The following is a 16,313-nucleotide window of genomic DNA, read 5'->3' as shown; positions in this document are numbered from 1 at the left end:
TTTCATTATAACATGTTTCATGATAAAATAATATTGAAAAGAAAAGGAGATGATAATGAATCAAAAACCCATTATTATTGGCGTAACTGGTGGTTCAGGTGGAGGCAAGACCAGTGTGTCCCGTGCCATCCTAAATAATTTCCCTGATGCCCGTATTTGTATGATTGAGCACGATTCCTATTACAAGAATCAGTCGCATTTGACCCATGAAGAAAGAATACAAACCAATTATGACCATCCGCTGGCTTTTGACACTGATTTGATGATTTATCACATCAGCGAACTTTTAGCAGGTCGAGCAGTGGACATTCCCATTTATGACTATACCCAACACACTCGTTCAGATAAGACCTATCGTCAAGAACCTCAGGATGTCTTCATCGTTGAAGGAATCTTGGTTCTAGAGGACAAGCGGTTGAGAGATTTGATGGATATCAAAATTTTTGTAGATACTGATGACGATATTCGTATTATTCGTCGTATAAAGAGAGACATGGAAGAACGTGGACGTAGTTTGGATAGTATCATTGATCAATATACCTCGGTAGTTAAACCAATGTACCATCAATTTATTGAGCCGACCAAGCGGTATGCAGATATTGTGATTCCAGAAGGCGTTTCAAATATTGTAGCCATTGACTTAATCAATACCAAGGTAGAGAGTATTCTAAGAGAGCGTGGTTAAAATGCCCAAGCAACGGATTTTACCTCATATCATTCTCGGCATCATTGCGACGTCGGATACAGAGGTAACTGGAAAACAAATTACTGATTATGTCCAACGTGAAATTGGCGAGTATTGGCAAGTTGCCCATAGTCAAGTCTATCCAGAACTCAAACGGATGACAGAGGATAGCTGGATTGTTTGCCATCCCGTTCCTAATAACGAGAAAGAGAAGCAGTACGGAATTACTGAACTAGGATTGGAAATGTTGGAAAACTGGTTGTCAGAACCCAACCATGAATTGCCCTTACAAAAGGATATTTTTACCTTGAAACTATTCTTTATCAAGGACAAGGATGACCAGCGCATTCCTAAACTCATCCATGCCCAAATCGACTTACTTTCTAAGCATTTGGAACACCTAGAGCAGCGAAAAAACAATCTTTTTGCGAGTCCGGAAGACATGTTAAACCGCTATGGTCACTATCTCATCTTGACCAGAGCCATTGCACGAAACCGTGATCAGATTAAATGGTTGAAACAAACCTTAAAAATGAAATGAGATTCAGATCCCTGAATCTTTTTCTTTTCGTTCTATTTTCTGATAATTTAGACAATACAGAAAATTCTTGACAACCTATCTTCTTTTTAGTACAATAGACCTATTCTATCTCAGGGAGAGTGCCAATGATTTCAGCAGTCAAACAAAATTTGTTGTTGAGGGACCAGGGCTAGTGCTAACAAGCATTAGTCCTGTTTGGCTTACCAAGCGGGCACCACATCTCGCTTGGATTCCAAGTGAGATGTTTTTATTTTAGGCGTGAGAAAAGGAGTTTAGTATGCGTACCATCGAATTTTTAGATACCAGTCTTCGAGATGGAGAACAGACACCAGGTGTTCATTTTACAATCAAGGAAAAAATTGCCATTGCCAAACAACTGGAAAAATGGGGGATATCTGCCATTGAAGCGGGTTTTCCTGCGGCAAGTCCTGACTCGTTTGAGGCGGTGCAAGCTATTGCCAAGGTTTTGACCAAGACAGCTGTATCAGGTTTGGCGCGCTCTGTTAAGTCGGATATTGATGCCTGCTATGAAGCTTTAAAAGATGCCAAATTTCCTCAAATTCATGTCTTTATCGCAACTAGCCCCATCCATCGTGAGTTTAAACTCAATAAGTCCAAGGAGGAGATACTAGTAGCTATCAAGGAACATGTGACCTATGCACGATCGAAATTTGAGGTGGTCGAATTTTCACCCGAGGATGCAACACGGACAGAATTGGACTTTCTTTTGGAGGTGGTGCAAACAGCTGTGGATGCAGGAGCAAGCTATATCAATATTCCTGATACTGTTGGTTTCACGACACCGGAAGAGTACGGCTATATTTTTCGTTACTTGATTGAACATGTGAAATCCGACCGTGATATTCGCTTCAGCCCCCATTGCCACAATGACCTTGGGATGGCGGTTGCCAACACGCTCTCAGCCATTAAAAATGGAGCAGGTCGGATTGAAGGGACCATCAATGGTATCGGAGAGCGGGCAGGCAATGCTGCCTTAGAAGAGGTGGCAGTAGCGTTAGAAATCCGTTCTGATTTTTATGATGTCCAAAGCCCGATTCGATTGGCGGAAACGGTCAATACCTCAGAGATGGTGTCGCGTTTCTCAGGTCTTTCTATTCCCAAGAACAAGGCGGTTGTTGGTGGCAATGCCTTCTCACATGAATCTGGCATTCACCAAGATGGCGTCTTGAAAAATCCATTGACCTATGAAATTATTACCCCAGAGCTAGTTGGTTTTACTTCAAACTCCCTCCCCTTGGGCAAACTTTCTGGTCGCCATGCTTTTGCCAAAAAATTGGAAGAACTCCAACTGGACGTCGATGAAGTGGAACTTCAAACTCTCTTTATCAAGTTTAAAAATCTGGCGGACAAAAAGCAGCAGATCACCAATGCGGATATTCGTGCCCTAGTAGCGGGTGTAACGGTTGAAAATGTTGATGGCTTCCATTTTGCAGACTTGAAATTGGTGTCACACAAGGATGAAACCATCACAGCCTCTGTTACCATGGTCAACCAGGAAGAGGAAAGTGTTGAACTGGTTGCTGATGGAAAAGGGTCCGTCGAAGCGATTTTCAATGCTATCGATCAGTTTTTCAATCATGCAGTTCGTTTGGATACCTTCAATATCGATGCCATCACGGATGGTATTGATGCCCAAGCTTCGGTTAATGTTTCAGTTGAAAATGTCCAAACAGATACGATTTTCAATGCCAACGGAATCGACTTTGATGTATTGAAAGCAGCAGCTAAGGCTTACATTCATGCTAATATCATGGTTCAAAAGGAAAATGAAGGTGACTTTGTAAAAAACTTGTCTGAGAAAGACAGTCCTAGATAGGAGAGACGGATGACTAAGAAAATTATTGCACTGGCTGGTGATGGCATCGGACCAGAAATTATGGCAGCAGGGTTGACAGTGCTTGAAGAGGTCGCAGAACGGTTCCAATTGGATCTTACAATTGAACACCATCTATTCGGAGGGGCGGCCATAGATGTTCATCAAGATCCTCTCCCTGACTGTACTTTGGAAGCGGTTCGGTCTGCAGATGCAATTTTATTGGCAGCCATTGGTGGTCCCCAGTATGACCAGGCAACTATTCGACCAGAGCAGGGCTTGTTAGCCTTGAGAAAGGAGTTGGGACTCTATGCCAATTTACGGCCAGTTAAACTTTTTGACAGTTTGTCTGATCGGTCACCCTTGAAAGCCAATCTTCTAACTGGCGTGGATTTTCTAGTTGTGAGAGAATTGACTGGGGGAATCTACTTTGGTACCCATCACCTGGAAGAAGACAAGGCATTTGATATCAACTCCTACACAAGAGAAGAAATCCAAGCCATTGTCAGACTGGCCTTTGAAACAGCGCAAAAACGCAGAAAAAAGCTGACTAGTATTGACAAGCAAAATGTTTTGGCGACATCAAAACTCTGGCGCAAGGTGGTCGATGAGCTGGCTCAGGATTATCCAGATGTGGAGGTAGAGCACCAGTTGGTTGATAGTGCTGCCATGTTGCTCATTACTCGTCCATCTCAATTTGATGTCATTGTGACAGAAAACTTATTTGGAGATATCCTGTCCGATGAAGCCAGTGTCTTATCTGGTAGCTTGGGAGTTATGCCTTCGGCTTCTCATTCTCTAAATGGGCCAAGTCTCTACGAGCCCATCCATGGTTCGGCACCTGATATTGCTGGAAAAGGCATAGCCAATCCCATCAGCATGATTTTATCGGTAGCTATGATGGTACGGGAATCGTTGGGACAGGAAAAAGTAGCACAGGTAATTGAAACAGCAGTAGAAAGAAGCCTTGAAAAAGGCATTCGAACACAAGATTTAGGAGGAAAGGCGACGACAGCTGATATGCTGGCCGCCATAATTAGCGAATTATGACCATTCAACAAATGATGAGTTTGGCACTTTGTCTGTGGAATTTCATTGTTTTTCTAACTTACGGTGTAGATAAGCATCGTGCTCGTAAGCAAGCCTATCGGATTTCAGAGAAGACCTTGTTACTGATGGCCTACTTCTTTGGTGGGCTAGGGGCTTGGGGAGGTGGTACTTATTTCCGCCACAAGACGCAAAAGGTGTATTTTCGCTTAGCTTGGGCAATCGGAGTCTTGATTGATATTCTGGTGATTTATTGGATAGGGAGGTAGCTAGATGGCTGGACAATCCATTTTAGATAAGGTCTGGGAACGGCATGTGATTACAGGGCAAGAAGGGCAACCCCAGCTCATGTATGTGGACCAACATTATATCCATGAAGTGACGAGTCCTCAGGCATTTCAAGGGCTAAGAGATGCTGGCCGGAAAGTGCGGAGGCCAGATTTGACCTTTGGAACCTTTGACCACAATGTCCCAACTGTCAATATTTTTGATATTCGAGATGCAATTTCAAAGGCCCAGATGGATAAGCTGGCTGAAAATGTCATAGAGTTTGGCATTGACTGTGCAGCCCATGGCTCAGAGCATCAAGGAATTGTCCATATGGTTGGCCCCGAATCAGGGCGGACACAGCCTGGAAAATTTATCGTGTGCGGCGATAGCCATACCGCAACCCACGGTGCATTTGGTGCCCTAGGATTTGGAATTGGAACGTCTGAAGTTGAGCATGTTTTTGCGACCCAGACCATATGGCAGGTCAAACCCAAAAAACTGCTGGTTGAATTTACTGGAAGGCCCCAGGCAGGTGTCTATGCCAAGGATTACATCCTTGCCTTGATTGCCCAATACGGTGTGGGAGTTGGAGTTGGCTATGCTGTTGAATTTCGTGGTGAGGCAGTTGAGGCCCTATCTATGGAAGAACGGATGACGATTTGCAACATGTCTATCGAGTTCGGATCTAAGATTGGAATGATGAATCCAGATCAAAAAACCTTTGATTATGTCCGAGCGACAGAGCATGCACCCAAGGATATTGAGACGGCGATTGCGGATTGGAAAACCTTGGTTTCGGATCAAGATGCAGTCTATGATAAGAACATTGTGATGGATGTTTCAAAGCTAGCACCTATGGTTACTTGGGGAACCAATCCTTCTATGGGAGTTGCCTTTGATCAAGCCTTTCCAGAAGTGACAGATATGAATGATGAACGGGCCTATGGCTATATGGGGCTCAAACCGGGCCAAACTGCGGCGGATATTGATCTGGGCTATATCTTTATCGGCTCTTGTACCAATGCCCGCTTGAGTGACTTAGAGTTAGCTGCACGATTTGTCAAAGGAAAAAAGATTGCTCCTAATCTGACAGCTATTGTCGTTCCAGGCTCGCGACCTGTTAAAAGGGCGGCAGAAAAGTTGGGTCTGGACAAAATTTTTTTAGATGCAGGTTTTGAATGGCGGGATCCAGGATGCTCCATGTGCTTAGGAATGAACCCTGATAAGGTCCCAGGCGGAGTTCACTGTGCATCAACCAGCAATCGAAATTTCGAAGATCGGCAAGGTTTTGGTGCAAAAACCCACCTGTGTAGTCCGGCAATGGCTGCCGCTGCAGCCATAGCAGGGCGTTTTGTGGATGTACGCACCATGACAGAAATCGTAGGAGGATAAAGATGGAGCCATTTACTATTTACAAGGGCAGGACAGTTCCCTTGATGAATGACAATATTGACACAGACCAGATTTTGCCCAAACAATTTCTTAAGTTGATTGATAAAAAAGGTTTCGGAAAATATCTCATGTATGCCTGGCGCTATACAGACCATCTGTATACTGAAAATCCTGAGTTTATTTTCAACAAAAAGGACTACCGACAAGCAACTATTCTCATCACAGGTGATAATTTTGGAGCGGGTTCTTCTCGTGAGCATGCTGCCTGGGCCTTGGCGGACTTTGGCTTCAAGGTTGTAATTGCGGGATCATTTGGAGATATCCATTACAACAATGAGCTTAACAATGGTATGCTTCCTATCGTTCAACCGAGGGAGGTTAGACAGAAACTGGCCCAGCTGGCGCCAGATGAGGAGATTACTATCGATCTACCCAACCAAAAAATTATAACCCACGTTGGGGAGTTTGCATTTGCTATCGAGGAAGAGTGGAAGTACAAACTCATCAATGGTCTGGATGATATTGGCATTACCCTTCAGTATGAGGATTTAATCACCCAATACGAGCGCAATCGTCCATCTTATTGGCAGGAAGGAAACACGTAAGACTACGTGTTTTTTCTTTTCTATTGAAATTGACAGGCAGATAGTCCTGAAAGATGTTAATTTTGCTTAGAAATATGCTATAATATGTCTATGACTAAACAAGAAAAAATCTCATCCTATCAACTTTTACTCGCCCAACTAAAGGCTCTCTTAGAAGGCGAAACCAATGCTCTTGCCAACCTGTCCAATGCATCGGCTCTTCTTAATCAAGCTCTGCCTAACTCGGTTTTTACAGGTTTCTACTTGTATGACGGTCAGGAATTGATTTTGGGTCCATTCCAAGGTGGCGTTTCCTGCGTTCATATCGCTCTAGGAAAAGGTGTTTGCGGTGAGTCGGCTGCCAATGGCCAGACCATTATCGTAGACGATGTTCGTCTACATGACAACTACATCTCCTGCGATGCGGCAGCCTTGTCTGAAATCGTGGTACCTATGACGAAGAATGACCAGCTTTTGGGTGTTCTGGACTTGGACTCTCGCTTGGTAGCCGATTATGATGCCATTGACCAAGAATATCTAGAAAGATTTGTGGCTCTTTTGGTTGAAAAGACGGACTGGAACTTTACCATGTTTGGAGAAAAACGCTAATGTACCAAGCTTTATATCGGAAATACCGCAGCCAGACCTTTGGGGAGATGGTAGGGCAGGAGGTGGTCGCAACCACACTCAAGCAGGCCATTGAGCAGGAGAAAATTAGCCACGCCTATCTCTTTTCAGGTCCAAGAGGTACAGGTAAGACATCTGCTGCTAAGATTTTTGCAAAGGCCATGAACTGCCCTAATCAGGAGGCGGGAGAGCCTTGTAATGACTGCTACATCTGTCAGGCCATTACGGAAGGTAGTTTGGAAGACGTTATCGAGATCGATGCGGCTTCAAACAATGGTGTCGATGAAATTCGAGATATTCGGGACAAATCCACCTACGCTCCCAGCCTTGCCAAATATAAGGTCTATATCATCGACGAGGTTCATATGTTGTCAACAGGGGCTTTTAACGCCCTCTTGAAAACCTTGGAAGAGCCTACGGAGAATGTAGTCTTTATCCTTGCGACAACGGAGTTGCACAAGATACCAGCTACTATTTTATCCCGTGTCCAACGATTTGAATTCAAGTCCATTAAGGTTTTGGATATTCAGCAGCACTTGATGGCTATCTTGGACAAGGAGGGGATTTCCTATGATGAGCAGGCCTTGACCTTGATTGCTCGAAGAGCAGAAGGGGGAATGCGGGATGCCTTGTCCATCCTTGATCAGGCACTCAGCTTGAGTGCAGAAGAGTCCGTCACGCTGGATATAGCAGAAGAAATCACAGGATCAATCAGCTTGCGCGCCCTGGATGACTATGTAGCAAGCCTTCGGCAAGCAGATACGGCAGCAGCTTTGAGCCATCTGACTACCATTTTCGACAATGGAAAGAGCATGATCCGTTTTGCAACAGACCTCCTCCACTACCTCCGCGATCTATTGATTGTCCAGACAGGAGGGGAAAATACCCACACTAGCCCTGTATTCCTGGATAACCTGTCCTTGGAAAAGCAACGGATTTTCGCTATGATTGACCAGGTGACCAAGTCCCTAACTGATATCAAGTCTAGTCCCCAGCCTAAAATTTATGCTGAGATGATGACCATTGCCTTGGCAGAAGAAGGTCCAGTTTCGGGGGCAATGGCAGAGCTACCAGCTGACTTGCTCGAGCAAATCCAGTCGCTCCAAAAAGAAGTGACCAGTCTTAAGCAGAAGCTTGCTCAACTATCCGCACAACCGCAGACTGTCAAGCCTGTTTCTCGCAAGCCTCAAACCGCCAAAAAGTATAGAGTAGATACAGGAAAGGTACATGCCATTTTGCAAGAGGCTATGGAAAATCCAGCACTGGCGCGTGAAAATCTAACCCGCCTGCAAAATGCTTGGGGAGAAGTGATTGAAAGTTTGGCAGGTGCGGACAAGGCCCTCCTAACAGGCTCCCAACCAGTCGCTGCCAATGAAAACCACGCCATTCTAGCTTTTGAATCTTCCTTTAATGCGGAACAGACCATGAAGAGAGATAATCTTAATACCATATTTGGGAATATTCTCAGCAAGGCAGCAGGTTTTTCACCACAAATCTTAGCCATTGCTATGGAAGAATGGCAAACCATTCGAGCCGAGTTCTCCCTCAAAGCCAAAGGCCAACGACCAGAACAGGCAGAACAAAAAGAAGAAAGCCCAATCCCGGAAGAATTTAGCTTCTTGGCAGAACAGGTTGAAATTATATATGATTAAAAAGGTCCCCCGGACCTTTTTAATCTTCGCTTAGAAATATAAAAGCGAAGTAGGTCCGGGGGACCTTGTTGACGCGAACTAAGTTCGCTTAATTCCCCACCTTCAACAGTCTCCCAGACTGTTGAAGCCTCCGCCCAGAAATATAAAAGCGAAGTAGGTCCGAGGGACCATATTGACGCGAACTAAGTTCGCTTAATTTCCCACCTTCAACTTTTATTCAGATTTTTCTATGTTTTCGTAATTTTTTTGTGTGATTTGTTGCAATATCCGTCTTAAGTCGGATGTGGGTAGGCTAGAATTGAGATATACTCTATTTAATCCTAAATATTTTTCATAATCTCCTAGAAATCACTAGTAACTGCTGGTGATTTTTTGTATCTAAAGTTGGTCCATTCTTCTGAAATTGTTTTCAGAACTAACAAAAAACCAGCCCTTGAGCTGATTTTTTGCTATACTAGTCCTATGAGAATTCCACAGTTTATTTTTTTAGCCCTTGTGACGGCTTTTGCGACTTATTTTATGAATGCATCATTATTGGCAGGAGACTATCTTTTTGCTGCTATTTATGCTGTCTTTGTTGGTCGCAATCTTTATTTCTCCTACAAGGTGACGAAATTTCTCCATTTGGTAGAAAAAACTACCAAGAAAGGAGACTAATTTCCCCACTGGAAATCATTTTTGCTTTACCGTTATCTAGCTGGATAACTAGATTGCCTGTGTCGGTGACGGCAATGGCAGTTCCCCTGAATTCAACCTGATTTTCTACAAAGCTCACTTGTTGCCCCACAACAAGTGATTTTTCTTTATAAAGGGCAATCAATTCTTTTTCATCGGTTTCTAAAAAGGCTTTCCAGATGGCTGTAATCAGCTGATTGCGGGTAAATGGTGGCTGGTCGTCAAAGAGGTTGCCTGCGGATTGCTGGAGCTCTTTTGGGAAATCATCGATATGGACATTGATACCAACTCCAATGATCACATCGGTCACTCTTTGGTTTTCCATAGAAGAGATGGCTTCTGTCAAAATGCCAGCTACCTTTTTCTGTCCTAGATAAATGTCATTGACCCACTTGATTTGTACATCCAGGTCACAAAGGGATTGGATAGCCTTGACAACTGCAGCGGCAGCCAGAATAGTGTAGGGCTTAAATTCAAGGAAGGGGACATTTGGAGAAAGACGGAGGGACATATAGATACCACCTGACTTAGAGGCATAAAATGGACGCCCAAAGCGGCCCTTGGCCTTGTTCTGATGGGGAGCCAGGTAGAGGGCTGGGCTACTATGTCCCAATTCAATCCCTTGTTTTGCATCCAATTGGGTCGAATCGCTGTCGGATTTCATGTGGACAGGGAGTTGGAGTTCTTCGGCAATCAAGTCTGGTAGAAGCAAGTCTCCCTCGGCCAATTTGTATCCACGATTGCGGGCGGCCTCAATGGTCAGACCATGTGCCTCTAACTGGCGAATGGCTTTCCAAACTGAAGTCCGTGAAATCCCTAATATCTGGGCCAAATCTTCTCCGCTGATGTAGTCATCTTTTTCTTTTAACAGTAAATAAATCTTCTGGTAGGTTTTCATATCCCTATTATAGCAAAAAAATGTCCTAAAACATGATATAATAGATTACAAATAAGGAGGTTTTCATGAAGACACTTGATTACATCGTTAAACTAACCAATACACCGTCGCCAACAGGCTTTACGACGGACATAATGAACTACATCAAGGCAGAAGTGGAAGGTTTCGGCTATGAGGCTATCAAGACCGCCAAGGGTGGCGTTTTGGTGACAGTTCCTGGGGAAAATGACCAGCAGCACCGCATGCTGACTGCTCACCTGGACACACTGGGTGCCATGGTCCGTGCAGTCAAGCCAGACGGTCGACTAAAGATGGATTTGGTAGGGGGATTTGGCTATCCTTCTATTGAAGGAGAAAACTGCCTCATCCATTGTGCAAAAAATGGCAAGACCTTTACTGGTACGATTTTGATGCATCAGACCTCTGTCCATGTCTATCGAGATGCCAGCACAGCCGAGAGGAACCAGTCCAATATGGAAATTCGTTTGGACGAAAAAGTGACCAGTGCCGATCAGACTCGGGCCTTAGGGATTGAAGTCGGTGACTTTATCTCCTTTGATCCAAGGACTATTGTGACAGAAACAGGCTTTATCAAGAGCCGCCACCTTGATGATAAGGTTTCAGCTGCTATCTTGCTCCATCTTTTGAAGGTTTATAAGGAAGAGGGAGTGACTCTGCCTTACACGACCCATTTCTATTTTTCCAATAATGAAGAAATTGGCTACGGTGCTAACTCCAGCATTCCTGCTCAGGTGGTTGAGTATCTGGCGGTGGATATGGGGGCAATGGGAGATGACCAGCAGACAGATGAGTATACAGTTTCTATCTGTGTCAAAGATGGTTCAGGACCTTATCATTACGAACTCCGTCAGCACTTGGTAGCCTTGGCAGAGAGAGATGGTATTCCCTATAAATTAGACATTTATCCATATTATGGATCGGATGCTTCAGCGGCTATGCGAGCAGGTGCAGATGTCAAGCACGCCCTACTTGGTGCGGGGATTGAGTCTAGCCATTCTTATGAACGCACCCATCTGGATTCTGTTCAGGCGACTGAGCGAATGGTGGATGCATATTTGAAATCAACTATGGTAGACTAAGATGAATGAAAATCGTTTTTTAGAGCTCTTTAATGACCTGGATAAGGTCTTGCGCAAGGTCTGTCAAGTTGAGGATGGGGAACATGCGGACGTTGGTTCCATGTTGGCCAAGGCCAAGGACTTAAGCCCAGTCAATCCTATCCAAGCCAACTGGGACAATCTCTATGTAGCTCGGCAGTTACGCAATCTCATGGTCCATGAAAGACGAACTGGCTTGAAAGAAGTGGCTCAACCTTCGCAGGAGTTGATTTCAGTTTTGGAAAAGGTTATTGCCCAGTACAAAGCACCTCTGGCCATTGAAACCTATTTGCAAAAGACTCAGAAACTCAAGCCTATTCTGTTTGATAGTCGGGATAAGTTGACCCAGGCCTTGGAAATTGTGGAACGTGAGCATGTTTCCAAATTTCCTATCTTTTCAGGTACCACCTATCAGGGTTTGGTGTCAGATAAGGGGCTGGCAAATTGGTTGGCCAAGGCAAGCAAGGAAACGGGCTCTATCCGTGAAAAATTAGAAAAAGCCAGTCTGGCTGATGTCTTGGCTTGCGAGGAGGATAGTATTCAGGTGCTTATTTTACCAACTAAAACAAGTCTTTATCAGCTTATTAATCATTTTGAAGGAAGAAAACGGACAACTGTTTTGGTTACTCGTCAAGCTAGTGGAAAGATTCATTCGCCTGAAGATCTGGTGGGAATTATCACAGCCCAAGACATAGCCGAAATCTTGGGAATGATGGATTGAGAAGAGAGGAAATGTCATGTCAACAAATCGTTTAGCCTGGGATGAATATTTTGCGGCCCAAGCTCTCTTGATTGCCAATCGGGCGACCTGTAAGCGGGCCAAGGTCGGTGCGGTTTTGGTTAAGGATAATAAGGTCATTGCGACGGGCTATAATGGTTCTGTTTCAGGAACCGAGCATTGTTTGGATCAGGAATGCCTCATGATTGACGGTCATTGTGCTAGGACCCTGCATGCGGAAGTCAATGCCATTTTACAAGGAGCGGAAAGGGGAATTCCGCATGGCTTTACAGCCTATGTTACCCATTTTCCCTGTCTCAACTGCTCCAAGCAATTGCTACAGGTTGGTTGCCAACGTGTCGTCTATATCAATGAATACCGAATGGACGACTATGCCCAGTATCTTTATAAGGAAAAAGGATGCGAGTTGGTTCATTTACCACTGGAAACTGTTAAAAAAGCGATTGCAGAAGCAGAATTTATATAAAAAAAGCCCAAGGGGCTTTTTTTATAGAGTCTAGTTCGATTATCTTGTGAAGCGTCCAGAGTAGTCTAGGTTCAAATCGAAATTGGAATGAGTAGGTAGGAGTTTTGCTTTTGAGGTAAACTGCCAAGCTGCAGTCTGTGAATGCAGGCTCATTTGAATAGCAGTTTCTGGTGACATTCCATTGATATAGGGATACTGAGCGACCCAAAAATTCTCTGCTCCAAATAAGGAAGTGTCAATAGGGCCCACAATTCCAAGTGAGTTTTTATCTAACCAACTCGCCCCTGTATAATGAATGGTATTGGTAAAGCCAAGTTCTCTCATTCTCTTTTCCCATTCCTTCATATTGGAATTGATATTTGCACGAGTCTTGTATTCTTCAATATCATTGACCATCAGGGTTGTGTTTGGCAAACCGAGTCTTCGAGCTTCTTCAACAAAATAGGTTGCTTCAGCGCGGGCACCACTTGCTGAAGTGAAGTGAGAATAGTGGTAAACTGAAACTTTCAGTCCAGCAGCTAATGCATTTGAGACCTGAGATTGGGCAAATGGATTTTTATAGCTGGTTCCTTCTGTCAATTTTACAACAACCCCAGCGACTCCATTTGCAGAGAGTTTCTGATAGTCTTCTACAGATAAGTAATTATTGTGGCTACTTACATCGATGAAAATCCGTGATGGTTGCTGCTTGTAGTTTAATTCGATACTAGTAGCACCAACAAAGGTTCGCTGATTAATCGTATCTGTCAGATAAACATGGGCATGATAGTTACCAGCAGAGTGCTTGTGCTGGTTTGCTCGGACAGTTACTAGATAGGTTCCATTACTTTGAAGGCTTGCTTCGTACCATTGGATATCGTCCTGGCCACCTATACCAGACCAAACAGGAACTTGTACTTTTTTCAAACCGTTGGCAATTGTGATATTGGATACGATGACATCGAACTGTCCTCTTTCGTGGTCGAGGTTTGTAATTTCTACGGATGCAGTTGTTTTGACAACTGGTAGTTTGACAGTCGCAGTCTGACTACCAATGAATTCCATTTTTCCTAAACTATTTTTTACGTAAGTGTGAATGATGTACTTGCCGTCTTCAGACTTGTGTTGGCTAGGAGAAATGGTGACAGAATAACTGCCGTCAGTTGCCTTTGTGGCTTGATGCCAAACGAGGTCATCCTGGCCCTTGGCCTCCGTCCAGGTTGGAATGAGTACCGACTGAACTCCGTTTGGTGCCTTAAGATTAGTAACCTGCACTTTGAAGGCACCAGTTGTTGGGTCTGGACTTGAAACGGTCACAGTTCCGCTTGCCTTTTGAACTTCCAAGACTGTGCTGCTAGATCCGATAAAGACCTGCTTGCCTGTCTGAGGAGTTAAGTAAATATGGGCGTGGTAAGTTCCCAGGGAATTCTTGTGGTTTTTGGCTTGAACTGTTACGCGGTAGGTGCTATTCCCTTGATTTATTGCCGGATACCAGACGATGTCATCTTGTCCATTTTCAGAAGACCAGACAGGAACACGGATGGCTTTGATTCCGTTCGGACTCACGATGTTTTTTACAACCACGTCAAATTGAGCCTTGGTTTGGTCCAGATTTTCAATGGAGACGTTAGCACTTGGTTTTGGTCGGTTGATGGTTGCAGTCTGACTACCAATGAATTCCATTTTGCCCTGGCTATTTTTCACATAAGCGTGGATGATATATTTGCCATCTTCAGACTTGTGTTGGCTAGGTGAAATGGTGACAGAATAGCTACCATCAGTTGCCTTGGTGGCTTGATGCCAAACGATATCGTCCTGGCCCTTGGCGTCCGTCCAGGTTGGAATGAGAACGGATTGTACTCCGTTTGGAGTCTTAAGATTAGTAATCTGCACCTTGAAGGTACCAGTTGTTGGATCAGGACTTGAAACGGTCACAGTTCCGCTTGCCTTTTGAACTTCCAAGACTGTGCTGCTAGATCCGATAAAGACCTGCTTGCCTGTCTGAGGTGTTAGGTAAACATGGGCGTGGTAGGTTCCCAGGGAATTCTTGTGGTTTTTGGCTTGAACTGTTACGCGGTAGGTGCCATTTCCTTGATTTATTGCCGGATACCAGACGATGTCATCTTGCCCATTTTCAGAAGACCAGACAGGAACACGGATGGCTTTGATTCCGTTCGGACTAACGATATTTTTTACAACCACGTCAAATTGAGCCTTGGTTTGGTCCAGATTTTCAATTGAGACGTTTGCACTTGGTTTTGGCTTGGTCAAATCAGCCGTTGCAGCAGCGACACTAACTAATTTCCCATCGTTTTGTTTGTAATAGAGGTGGACATGATAGGTTCCTTCTGAGTTTTTATGGTCAGCAGCTTTTACGCTTGTCGTATAAGAACCGTCTGCCTGCTTGTTTGCAGTATACCAGATGATGTCATCCTGGCCGTTGATTGCAGCCCAAATAGGAACTTTGACTTCTGAAATACCGCTTGGGCTGAAGGCATTGGTGATGGTCACTTTAAAGCTCCCAGCAGTGGTATCGACTTGGCTGATGGAAATCTTACCAGTAGGTTTTGGGTACTCCACATTTGTCGTAGTTGCACCAACTCCCACTAGCTTATTGTCAGCTTGTAGGTAGTAAAGGTGGGCATGGTAGAGGCCACGGTTATTTTTGTGATTCGCAATATCCACTTTAACCTTGTAACTGCCATCTGCTTGTTTACTAGCATCATACCATTTGATATCATCTTGGCCGCTGGTATCTGACCAAACTGGGATGCGGACTTTTTGCAGTCCCAATGGGCTCGAAACATTGCTGACTTTTACTTCAAATGTCCCAGCAGTATTGTCCTGGTTTACGATTTCGAGTGTGCCACTTGGTTTAGTAGATGTTGTAGACGTGCTGGTTGTCGTAGAGCTTGCGACACGAGCTTGAGCAGCAGTGCGAAGTTGACTTGCACCAGTTGCAGTTGATGAACTTTCGCCTTCGGTAATAACAGGAGTAGTAGAAGTGCTAACACTTGCCACTGTAGTATTCGAAGATGGAGTCGTTGTACTTGTTGCAGTAGTTTGAGTAGTTGAAGACGTAGAAGCGTTAGCTGTAGTAGAAGTACTGCCCGTAGTTTCAGTGTTCGTAGCTTCAGGACTAGCAAGTGGTTGGTTCAATTGGATTGAAATGGCAGCTGGCTGGAAAGAAAGTGCCTGTCCCTGCTGGTCAGTTGCAGTAGCATAAAGCAGCCATTCGCTCGCTGTCAATTGGCTGGTGCTGACTTGTGCGACATACAAACCACTGGCATCTAAGCTAAAGTTGACAGGGATTGACTGACCATCCGTTGATACCAAGCGTGTTGCAAGGTTGGTCAAGCTGCCATCACTAGGTCCTGATAAGCTCAATTGAACAGTGTCTGCTGTTTGTTGGCTCGAAACAGTTACAGAAATGGCTGCATTTTCAACAGACTGAAGTGTTTGACTGGTCTGATCAGCTGCAACGAGTGGACTCGTAAAAAGGGCTAGTGAGCTACTAGCGAGGAAAATAGCGTTTTTTACTTTCATAACACTCCCCTAAAAAATGTATTGAAACCATTATAATAGAAAATAGGCTTTTTTTCTAGGAATATTATAAGTTTTTTTAAAATATCTTCGCTAAATGCATAGTAGGAATGAAAGGAGTATGCTATACTAGAAGAGTTATTAAGTCCCGAAAAGGTAGTTTATAGACTAGTTAATATTTGCAGAAATACTTGAAACACAATTAAAGAAGCTGGTAACATCGTAGTAAGTGTAAAAACTTTACCACACTTCAGTAACCATTT

General features: G+C 44.1%; 15 protein-coding genes. 13 read left to right on the top strand and 2 right to left on the bottom strand.

Going from position 1 to position 16,313, the window contains the following annotated elements; all coding sequences use genetic code 11:
• Positions 1–55: 55 nt before the first annotated feature.
• From udk to J5566_RS03825, 10 genes are all read left to right on the top strand, one after another.
• On the top strand, positions 56–685 hold the full coding sequence (udk, locus tag J5566_RS03870; protein WP_208562160.1) for a uridine kinase: 630 nt from the start codon (positions 56–58) through the stop codon (positions 683–685).
• 1 nt (position 686) lies between these two features.
• On the top strand, positions 687–1,226 hold the full coding sequence (locus J5566_RS03865; protein WP_208562159.1) for a PadR family transcriptional regulator: 540 nt from the start codon (positions 687–689) through the stop codon (positions 1,224–1,226).
• A 277-nt stretch (positions 1,227–1,503) separates the two neighbouring features.
• Complete coding sequence (locus J5566_RS03860; RefSeq protein ID WP_208562158.1) at positions 1,504–3,063, top strand: 2-isopropylmalate synthase; 1,560 nt, start codon at positions 1,504–1,506, stop codon at positions 3,061–3,063.
• 9 nt (positions 3,064–3,072) lie between these two features.
• Positions 3,073–4,110 carry a 3-isopropylmalate dehydrogenase gene (leuB, locus tag J5566_RS03855; protein WP_208562157.1) on the top strand — a complete coding sequence of 346 codons (1,038 nt, stop codon included), beginning with the start codon at positions 3,073–3,075 and terminating at the stop codon, positions 4,108–4,110.
• Positions 4,107–4,376: a DUF1294 domain-containing protein gene (locus J5566_RS03850; protein ID WP_205031684.1), complete on the top strand. Its 270-nt coding sequence runs from the start codon at positions 4,107–4,109 to the stop codon at positions 4,374–4,376. The genes leuB and J5566_RS03850 overlap by 4 nt, the downstream gene beginning before the upstream one ends.
• A gap of 4 nt (positions 4,377–4,380) precedes the next feature.
• Positions 4,381–5,769: a 3-isopropylmalate dehydratase large subunit gene (gene leuC / locus J5566_RS03845; protein WP_208562156.1), complete on the top strand. Its 1,389-nt coding sequence runs from the start codon at positions 4,381–4,383 to the stop codon at positions 5,767–5,769.
• A gap of 2 nt (positions 5,770–5,771) precedes the next feature.
• Positions 5,772–6,374: a 3-isopropylmalate dehydratase small subunit gene (gene leuD / locus J5566_RS03840; protein ID WP_208562155.1), complete on the top strand. Its 603-nt coding sequence runs from the start codon at positions 5,772–5,774 to the stop codon at positions 6,372–6,374.
• 90 nt (positions 6,375–6,464) lie between these two features.
• Positions 6,465–6,962, top strand: coding sequence for a GAF domain-containing protein (locus J5566_RS03835; RefSeq protein ID WP_208562154.1), 498 nt, complete (start codon positions 6,465–6,467; stop codon positions 6,960–6,962).
• Positions 6,962–8,632 (top strand): DNA polymerase III subunit gamma/tau, encoded by a 1,671-nt coding sequence (gene dnaX / locus J5566_RS03830; RefSeq protein WP_208562153.1) that lies wholly within the window; start codon positions 6,962–6,964, stop codon positions 8,630–8,632. Before J5566_RS03835 ends, dnaX begins: the two co-directional genes overlap by 1 nt.
• A gap of 462 nt (positions 8,633–9,094) precedes the next feature.
• A complete protein-coding gene (locus J5566_RS03825) occupies positions 9,095–9,289 on the top strand; it encodes a DUF3272 family protein (RefSeq protein WP_158455423.1) in 195 nt (64 codons plus the stop codon).
• On the opposite strand, the gene birA is transcribed toward J5566_RS03825, so the two are convergent.
• Positions 9,270–10,205: a bifunctional biotin--[acetyl-CoA-carboxylase] ligase/biotin operon repressor BirA gene (gene birA, locus J5566_RS03820; RefSeq protein WP_208562152.1), complete on the bottom strand. Its 936-nt coding sequence runs from the start codon at positions 10,203–10,205 to the stop codon at positions 9,270–9,272. The genes J5566_RS03825 and birA overlap by 20 nt on opposite strands.
• Before the next feature lie 65 nt (positions 10,206–10,270).
• Between birA and J5566_RS03815 the strand changes: the two genes are divergently transcribed.
• The 3 genes from J5566_RS03815 to J5566_RS03805 are packed head-to-tail and all read left to right on the top strand — an operon-like array spanning position 10,271 to position 12,528.
• Positions 10,271–11,305, top strand: coding sequence for a M42 family metallopeptidase (locus J5566_RS03815; protein WP_208562151.1), 1,035 nt, complete (start codon positions 10,271–10,273; stop codon positions 11,303–11,305).
• Between the two features lies 1 nt (position 11,306).
• Positions 11,307–12,044 (top strand): hypothetical protein, encoded by a 738-nt coding sequence (locus tag J5566_RS03810; RefSeq protein ID WP_208562150.1) that lies wholly within the window; start codon positions 11,307–11,309, stop codon positions 12,042–12,044.
• Between the two features lie 16 nt (positions 12,045–12,060).
• Entirely contained in the window at positions 12,061–12,528 is a 468-nt protein-coding gene (locus J5566_RS03805; protein ID WP_208562149.1) for a deoxycytidylate deaminase, read from the top strand.
• 39 nt (positions 12,529–12,567) lie between these two features.
• Here J5566_RS03805 and J5566_RS03800 read toward each other — a convergent pair whose 3' ends face one another.
• Positions 12,568–16,053 (bottom strand): GBS Bsp-like repeat-containing protein, encoded by a 3,486-nt coding sequence (locus J5566_RS03800; protein ID WP_208562148.1) that lies wholly within the window; start codon positions 16,051–16,053, stop codon positions 12,568–12,570.
• Positions 16,054–16,313 lie beyond the last annotated feature (260 nt).

The sequence above is a fragment of the Streptococcus suis genome, from assembly GCF_017601095.1.
Lineage (GTDB): Bacteria > Bacillota > Bacilli > Lactobacillales > Streptococcaceae > Streptococcus > Streptococcus suis_Z.
The sequence above is the reverse complement of the archived record's forward strand: the minus strand, read 5'-3'. Positions and strand labels throughout refer to the sequence as shown.